1 protein-coding gene is annotated in these 249 nt (G+C 71.1%); it reads right to left on the reverse strand.

The annotated features are described in order from the left end of the window. Nucleotides 1-209: MazG nucleotide pyrophosphohydrolase domain-containing protein (locus ACZ6JE_RS15405; protein ID WP_464319511.1), on the reverse strand; the 209-nt coding region annotated here is incomplete at its 3' end. Nucleotides 210-249: the final 40 nt, after the last annotated feature.

Here is a 249-nt window from a genome sequence, read left to right on the forward strand (position 1 = left end):
CGGCGAAGACCGTGCGTCGTCATCCGCACGTCTTCGGAGACGACGAGGCCCGCGACGTCGGCCAGGTCGAACGCCCCCTGACGCTCAGCCAGAGCGGAGTGCAGGACGACCTGGTCCAGCACGTCGCCGAGCTCCTCCCGGCGATCAGCCGTCGTCCCCTCCTCGATCGCCTCGACGAGCTCGGCGGTCGCCTCGACCAGGTAGGTCACGAGACTCCCGTGCGTCTGCCCGCGGGTCCAGTCGCAGCCG

The sequence above is a fragment of the Frigoribacterium sp. AC759 genome (assembly GCF_979256015.1).